A 4,476-nucleotide genomic window follows, 5' to 3' on the forward strand; every position below is an offset into this window, starting at 1 on the left:
CGGCAAATTTCCCGCTATTCCTAACGCCTCCTACAGAGGCTCAGGGCGGGAAACTTCGGGAAGCCTAGTTCGTTATACGCCATATCAAAAAGTCAAAATTAAAGAAGAAGAATTACTCAAATTCCAAAAATAATCATAAAATAGGAAATAAACACTGAATTATCCTATCTAAAATAATTTTCCTCGTGATTGTAAGCTGTAGTTATTTATGACAAAAAAAATTCTGATTTTATCAATCCATCTTCTTTCATTATCTATTTTCATAAGCAGTTTTCTTTCATGTTATCAGTATAAGTTTAATTCTATACTCCAAGTAAAGATAGATAAAAAATTTGAGGAAAATTCAAATATTTATGTAATCTTTGGTGACGGCTTCCTGAGAAGAAATGGTTACAATAGAGGGATGAAAGGAATTTCATCTGAATTGGAAAATTGCAAATTAGCTCACAGTAAACTAAGCATCCATCTTTTCAAATATAAATTTCTACAATATAAATCTGATGAAGAACTTCCTATAAATGAAAAGAAAATAGATTTGAATTTGATGATTGATAGTTTTGAGGATAAAAACGAAGAAATAACCGATGCAGAATTAATTGCGTATTCTGAACATAGAAATGATATACTATTTCGAATTAAGTTTAATATGATTAGATCATTTGCACCTATTTATCGAACGAACAATTATCATGATCCAGGTATCGAATCCGGTTTAAATCTAGGAAAAGAAATTTGTAAATTGATTCAGGAAAATGAAAAAATATTCAAAAAAAGAACATAAATAACTACATGCCAAGCAAAATTACACAAATTTCCTTTTTCAAAGACTATACTTACTCTTTATCACTAGAATTCTAAGAAATTTCTATAAGTTTTGATACGGCGTATAACAGCATGGAAACGCTTCGCTTCGGCACAAGGCCTCGCTTGGGCTGCGCCACATTTCCCTTCTGTCACTCGTTTGCATCCGCAAACTCCGTGCCAGTCCCTAACGTCCCGTTCGGGACTCAGGGTCGGGAAACGTCGTCTCCACTAGTTCGTTAATTGCAATTTCCGAAAAATTAAGTGGAAGAAATAATATTTCGTTTTTTCCGCTGAATCAAATGCTTTAAGAACAAAAGAAAGTCAGAAGAGAAAGACAAAATACAAAGCTACAAGAAAAACACGAAGAAACCGACGAAAACTTTTATCATCAACATTGTCTTTCTGACTAATCATGCTATAACGAATTCGGTTGTGTAATTAAATACATTTAAGAATGCTTTATTTGGAATTTTAAGCGGAAAACAAGATTTACGGTATTAAGAAAGGAAAGAATAAGAAATTTAAGAAAAGAACAATAACCGAAGAAGAAGAAATTTGATTAGTTCAATTCTTTCCTTTCTGCTAAAATCTCTTCTTTAATTTCAGAAACTGCAATTAACAGCGGCTTCTCGCTTCGCTGCGGGACTTACGCCCTTGCTCGGCCTACGGCAAATTTCCCGCTAATCCTAACGCCTCTAAAGAGGCTCAGGGCGGGAAACTTCGGGAAGCCTACTTCGTTAAGCGAAAGGCTGCAAAATGACTCCTTATTTACTTGATACAAATATTTTTAATAAATTATTAAAGAAAAAGGAATTCCTAAGAAACTTTGAGGAATCTATACAAAAATGTAATTTTCCAGATTTAAATTCACTTTATTTCACACCGTTTTGCGTATTAGAATATTTAGGCTTGAAATCTAAACATCCGCCGATTATTCCAAAAAACTTCCCCGAACATCGAATTAACGAAGAAATTGAACAAATAATATCAGATGCATACCAATTCTATATTAAACAAGAATGCTTTTCTCCTAAATCAATAAAGTCAAGAGTAGAAAATATTGAAAAATATGTAATCGAAGATGCAAAGAAATACTATAACCGTTTTAAAGAATATATTCACTTTGAATTTCAAATTTCGAATCTTGCTTACCATTTAACTGCCGATTTTATTAACAACTATCCTTTCCCAATTGAAAGAAGAAAGGATGTTTTCATCAGACTATCAATGGATATATTAAGAAATATCTATGTTCCATATGATGTTAGTAAATTTAGATTAGCACAGAATGATTGGGATGGCCAATGGGTAAGGTTAAAAAAAGAATCTTCCGGAAAATTAGAAAGACTAGATAAATCAATACGAATGAAATCAAAAGGTGATTTCCTGGATTCAGATATAATCCATTTGTCCACCTTGGGAGTATATTCAAAAAATAAGACATATCCGTTAGTTGTAGTTACAACTGACGAACTTGAGGATGTTCTAGGAAGAATTACTCTTTATAAAGGATTAGTAAAATATTTGAAAAATTTTTTAACTACAAAAGATGGTTTAGAAAATTATCCACTTATAACTCATTCAGAAGGAATAATTTTTTTCGCAAATTTAGAAGGGATTTTTATAGGAAAATCAAATGTTTCTGAAATTCCGACAATTACTAAAGAATATAATCAATGATTTATGCAGCCCTACGCTTAACAGCGCGGAAACGCTTCGCTTCGGGACGAGCCCTCGCTTGGCCTGTGGCACATTCCTCTCCGTCACGCTTCTCGCTCTGCAAGAAGACGCGCCGACGCTAACGCCTACTCCGTAGGCTCAGCTACGAGGAACGTCGTCTCCGCTAGTTCGTTATGCGCAATTTTTCTACTTCATTCAATAATTCCGTAAATTAAAGAAGTGAATTTTTCATAGATAGCTTTCATCGAAGATTAATCTAAAATTTGTTTATTAGATCAAAAACAATTAATAAAAAATGCAAAAACCGATAGTATACTCTCGTAATTTCTTATATATTATTAAAAGAATAAATTTTCTTTTTATATTTTTTCTCTCTTTTATTACTTTAAATTGTAAGAGCACTAGACATAATTTTGAAATCTCGAGTGTAATTAAAAAAAATAATATCAAAATACAGTTTGATGAAATTGTAATTCATTTCGATTTCCAGCTTCCTACCAGCAATAAAAACAGAAGTACTAGCTATCATTTAGAAGCTGGAATTGTTGAACAACTTAAAAATTGCAACATAGTAAATAAAAATGTTTCTGTCTACACAGGATTCTTTCAATTTCTAAATTATATAACAACAGATAAGAAAACTCTTACAAATAATTTTTTAAAAGAAAATCCGAAAAGAATCGATATTCATTTAATATCATTGGATACTAAAAAAACGCTAGATCATTCAGATTCAAATAAAAAATACAATCAAAATTTTGAACTATACTTTTACTCTAGATCAAATCCTCTTATTCATTATAATGTTTTAGAGACTAGATACGAAGAACCATTTAATTTAAATAAGAATGAATTAAAAGATCATTTCAATTTTGGCGCTACCTTTGGAAAATCCATTTGCGATTCAATTAAAGAATTATAAAGTTGAAAAACTGCGCATAACAGCGCCTTAACGCTTCGCATCGGCACAAGGCCTCGCTCGGTCTGCGACACATAGGCTTCTGGCACTCCCCTTGCAGTCGCAAGTGTCGTTCCAGTCCCTAACGTCCCGTTCGGGACTCAGGGTCAGCCTACGTCGTTAAGGCTAGTTCGTTAGTCGCAATAGGTTAAAAATTAATTCTAAATAATAGATTTAAGAAAAAAGAAAAGAAATTGCAATTTACCTACTTAAAAAGCTTCTATTTAATAAATATATGCTATTTGAATGGGATCATAAGAAAAACGCCTCAAATCTAAGAAAACATAATATTTCATTCAATCAAGCCTCTGAAGTATTTCTAGATAAAGATGCTATATACATACAAGATGAAAAACATTCTGAAAATGAGGATAGGTGGCTAGTCATCGGAAAAGTTGAAAATTTTACCGTTGTAGTTGTTGTTTTTGTAGACAAATCTAATAAATCAGAGGAAAAATTAAGAATAATTTCTGCAAGACAGGCGAATAGAACTGAGGAGAATGAATATCTCCAAAGACTAGGTAAAGAATAGTTATGAAAAAAAATTACGACTTTTCAAAAGGCAAAAAAGGAATTTTTTACATTAAAGATAAACAGGATATCCACCTACCAATTTATCTAGATAACGATATTGAAGAATATTTTTCGAAAATAGCTATTTCGAAAGGTAAAGATATAAATTCAATTATAAATAAAGTATTAAAAAAGGAAGTTGAACTACAAAAAGAACTTTCTGCATAACTTTTAGTTTCTAATTTTCAGTTCGATTAATTTATCTAGTATTTATCAAGATGAAACTGGATTCTCTGATTTTCAATATTAGCTGATCAAATTTTTTAAATCCGACTCTCTTCTACAATTATTTAACTATAAAAAAACTTAGTACAAATAATAAATATAATTATAAAATAACCTACTGCGACTAACAGCATGGAAACGCTGCGCTTCGGCACTTGCGGCCTCGCTTGGGCTGCGCCACATTTCCCTTCTGTCACTCGTTTGCATCCGCAAACTCCGTGCCAGTCCCTAACGTC

5 protein-coding genes are annotated in these 4,476 nt (G+C 32.1%); all 5 read left to right on the forward strand.

The features are described 5' to 3' along the window. Window positions 1-208: 208 nt before the first annotated feature. The 5 genes from JWG41_RS13905 (at window position 209) to JWG41_RS13925 (ending at window position 4,183) form a co-directional block, all read left to right on the forward strand. Window positions 209-781, forward strand: a complete 573-nt coding sequence (locus JWG41_RS13905) for a hypothetical protein (protein ID WP_205270533.1) — start codon at window positions 209-211, stop codon at window positions 779-781. 779 nt (window positions 782-1,560) lie between these two features. Continuing rightward, entirely contained in the window at window positions 1,561-2,484 is a 924-nt protein-coding gene (locus JWG41_RS13910; protein ID WP_205270534.1) for a hypothetical protein, read from the forward strand. A 295-nt stretch (window positions 2,485-2,779) separates the two neighbouring features. Next, window positions 2,780-3,406, forward strand: coding sequence for a hypothetical protein (locus JWG41_RS13915; protein WP_205270535.1), 627 nt, complete (start codon window positions 2,780-2,782; stop codon window positions 3,404-3,406). 271 nt (window positions 3,407-3,677) lie between these two features. After that, the gene (locus JWG41_RS13920; protein ID WP_205270536.1) at window positions 3,678-3,974 is read left to right on the forward strand and encodes a BrnT family toxin; all 297 of its coding nucleotides are present in this window, start codon (window positions 3,678-3,680) and stop codon (window positions 3,972-3,974) included. 2 nt (window positions 3,975-3,976) lie between these two features. After that, window positions 3,977-4,183, forward strand: a complete 207-nt coding sequence (locus tag JWG41_RS13925; protein ID WP_135658394.1) for a toxin-antitoxin system, antitoxin component — start codon at window positions 3,977-3,979, stop codon at window positions 4,181-4,183. Window positions 4,184-4,476 lie beyond the last annotated feature (293 nt).

It is taken from the genome of Leptospira chreensis (genome assembly GCF_016919165.1).
Classification (GTDB): domain Bacteria; phylum Spirochaetota; class Leptospiria; order Leptospirales; family Leptospiraceae; genus Leptospira_A; species Leptospira_A chreensis.

Bases quoted from the DNA above. Each gene is read 5' to 3' on its own strand.
- JWG41_RS13905 (WP_205270533.1), top strand. From the start codon at position 209: ATGACAAAAAAAATTCTGATTTTATCAATCCATCTTCTTTCATTATCT.
- JWG41_RS13910 (WP_205270534.1), top strand. From the start codon at position 1,561: ATGACTCCTTATTTACTTGATACAAATATTTTTAATAAATTATTAAAG.
- JWG41_RS13915 (WP_205270535.1), top strand. From the start codon at position 2,780: ATGCAAAAACCGATAGTATACTCTCGTAATTTCTTATATATTATTAAA.
- JWG41_RS13920 (WP_205270536.1), top strand. From the start codon at position 3,678: ATGCTATTTGAATGGGATCATAAGAAAAACGCCTCAAATCTAAGAAAA.
- JWG41_RS13925 (WP_135658394.1), top strand. From the start codon at position 3,977: ATGAAAAAAAATTACGACTTTTCAAAAGGCAAAAAAGGAATTTTTTAC.